This is a genomic window from Candidatus Cloacimonadota bacterium (assembly GCA_011372345.1).
GTDB lineage: Bacteria > Cloacimonadota > Cloacimonadia > Cloacimonadales > TCS61 > DRTC01.
This window is the reverse complement of record DRTC01000259.1, coordinates 1-3,040: the sequence shown is the minus strand read 5'-3', so window position 1 is coordinate 3,040 and position 3,040 is coordinate 1. Positions and strand designations below refer to the sequence as shown.

General features: G+C 37.0%; 1 protein-coding gene. It reads left to right on the top strand.

Features of this window, described 5'->3' with window-relative positions; all coding sequences use genetic code 11:
* Positions 1 to 2,342: 2,342 nt before the first annotated feature.
* A complete protein-coding gene (gene rsmI, locus ENL20_05045) occupies positions 2,343 to 3,020 on the top strand; it encodes a 16S rRNA (cytidine(1402)-2'-O)-methyltransferase (protein HHE37923.1) in 678 nt (225 codons plus the stop codon).
* The last annotated feature ends 20 nt before the right edge of the window (positions 3,021 to 3,040 follow it).

The window sequence follows — 3,040 nt, the reverse complement described above, 5'->3', positions numbered from 1 at the left end:
GTAAATATGCCCACCTGCTTTTTATCGGATTATTATTTCTGATATTGGTGGTTTTTTTCTTTAAGATCGCTTTTCTGGATTATGCTCCTCCAGCCAGCGACTCGATCCAATGGCGAGCATCTGCCGAACCTTTGATCGAATACAATAAAACTCACCATGACCAAGCTTTATGGAGTAGCAATTTATTTTCCGGAATGCCAGGTTATTTGATCCAGTTGTCAGCAAAATATCCGTATCTTAATGACCTGCGAAGATTCACTGATAAATTGATAAATTGGAGAATCTTCCTTCTTTTCACTGCCGGTTTGGGAGTTTACCTGTTGATGATCTTTCTCGGTTTTGAACCGATCATTGCCTTTATCTGTGCCATTGCTTTCCCGCTCTCCAGCCATTTTCTCGGATTGATCGAGATCGGTCATAATACGAAATTCCGGGCTATCGTTTATATTCCCTGGATCTTCTTCGCTGTTCATTATTTGAAAGAAAAGAGAAACTTGTTAGGATTGGGATTGACTACGCTTTTTATCATTGGTCAGTTGCGGGAGAATCATCCGCAAATTTCTTATTACACTTTTATCATGCTGGGAATTTACTGGATTTTCCAACTTATCAGATCGATCAAAGATAAAGAAATTCCAAAATTTGTTGTTTTCACAGTGTTTATATTGCTCGCTTTCATCATTTCCATTGCAGCAGTTGCTCATCCGTATTTATTGAATAAAGAATATGGTGAATATACTATCCGCGGCGGTTCGGAAGGACTACTCTCGCATAAAGACAAAGATTATGTAACGCAATGGTCCTTTCATCCGGCGGAGATGATCACCTTTTTGATCCCGAATTTTTATGGAGGGGTTTCACCATATTACTGGGGCTGGATGCCTTTTACTCAAACTTCGATGTATATGGGAGTGATCATTTTCCTGTTAGCACTTTTAGGATTGATTTACAGTCGATCCTATTTAGTGAAAATCCTGATGACGGTTTCAATTGTTGCTCTTGTGATATCGTTCGGCAGGCATTTACCTTTCATCTCAAACCTTCTGCTGAATTATCTGCCAGGATTCAACAAATTCAGGGTGCCGGCAATGGTTCTGGTTTTATTACAATTTTCTGTAGTAGTTTTAGCAGGTTTTGGATTGAAAGTCATTCTCCAAAAATTTGAAGAAAAAGACAAAAAATTCTTTGATCTCATTCAGAAAATATTGATTATCTCAGCTGTTTTATTTTTTATTTTCCTTCTTTCAAATTCCGTTTTTCAGAAAATGAGTTTTACCAAAGCAGGAGAAACTGCCCGTTACAATGCTTCCCAAATAAAAATGCTGAAAGCGGAACGCTTCGACAAATTAGTCAGCGATGGAATTCAGGCGTTTATTTTGATACTTGCTTTTTTAGGATTAACTCTCATTTTCGGTCGGGAAAAAATCTCAAAATATGTTTATCTTTTCCTGATTCTTGCTTTAGTTGTGATCGATTTGCTGATCATTGACAGCCGTTTCCTGCAAAACTTGACACCACAAAAAGTAATCGAAAATAAACTCGTAAAAACGCAAACCGATAATTTCCTGTTGAACGATAAAGAAACTTTCCGGATTTATCCTTTAGGAAGTGAATTTGGGCAGAATAAATGGACTGCATATCATCAATCTATCGGCGGTTATCATGGAGCAAAATTGAAGCGTTACCAGGAAATAATCGAGAATTGTCTGAATGCGGAATTTAAGGATAGAATTCCGATCAACTGGAATATTGTGAATATGCTCAATGCTAAATATGTCATTTTCAATCAGAAAATTCCTTTGGAAAATCTGGAATATGCCTTTTATGACCGCAAGCAGAAACTGACAACTTATAAAAACCTGGATTATCTTCCACGAGCCTGGTTTGTTGGGAATCTTGAAGTTATCAGTGAAAAGGAAAATATCTGGAAAAGACTGAACAATCCTGAATTCGATCCTGCTGAAACTGCGATAGTCGAAACTGAAATTTCTGATATTTCTATACCGGATTCTTCATCGGTAATTCTGCAGGAGTATGGACTTCATCATCTCAAATTTGATGTAAAAACCGATACGACCTCTTTCCTGACTGTCAGCGAAGTTTATTATCCTGCCGGCTGGAAAGCATTTCTCGACGGAAAGGAAATCGAGATTTATCCGACAAATTATATTTTAAGAGGAGTTGTCATTCCGAAAGGTGAACATATCCTGGAAATGAAATTTGAACCTGACACATACAAATGGAGTCTGCAATTACATTTGATTGGAATTCTTACTTCTCTGATAATTCTTCTTGTCGGAGCATTTCTCTTTTATCGAAAGAACTATCTGAAAAATTAAAAAATGACTTCCAAAATCAGATTGTTCGTTGTTGCTACTCCGATTGGAAATCCTGATGATATTACTTTTAGAGCCTTGAAAATCCTGAAAGAAGTTGATTTTGTTATTTTTGAAGAACACAAAGTCGGAAGCAGATTCCTGAAAAAATACGGAATAGAAAAACCTTTCGAACTTCTCAACGAGCATAACGAAAAAGATCAAACGCAAAATATCCTGACAAGATTGTTGGAAAATCAAGAATCTGCCGCTCTGATCAGCGATGCCGGAACTCCGCTTTTTGCTGATCCGGGAAACGAACTGGTTTGGCAATGTCATCAAAACAATATTCCGGTCATTCCAATTCCGGGAGTTTCTTCCTTGATGACTGCTTTAATGGGAAGTGGATTGAAACTCAACAAATTTCTATATTATGGATTTCTTCCTGCCAATAAAGATAAACGACTTTCAGAACTGAAGAAACTTCCCAGAAACATCGATCTGATTTTCCTGGAAGCACCTTACAGACTCAAACAACTTCTGCGAGATACGATTAAAATTCTGGGTGAGAAAAGACAAGCCATAATTGCTTATAAACTCACATATCCCGAAGAAAAATTTTTCTGGGGGAATTTGAAAGAATTATCGATCATGACTGATGGATTGGCAAAAGGAGAGTTCGTTTGTATTTTAAGAAAAATTTGAGAAATAAATAAAATAAATAT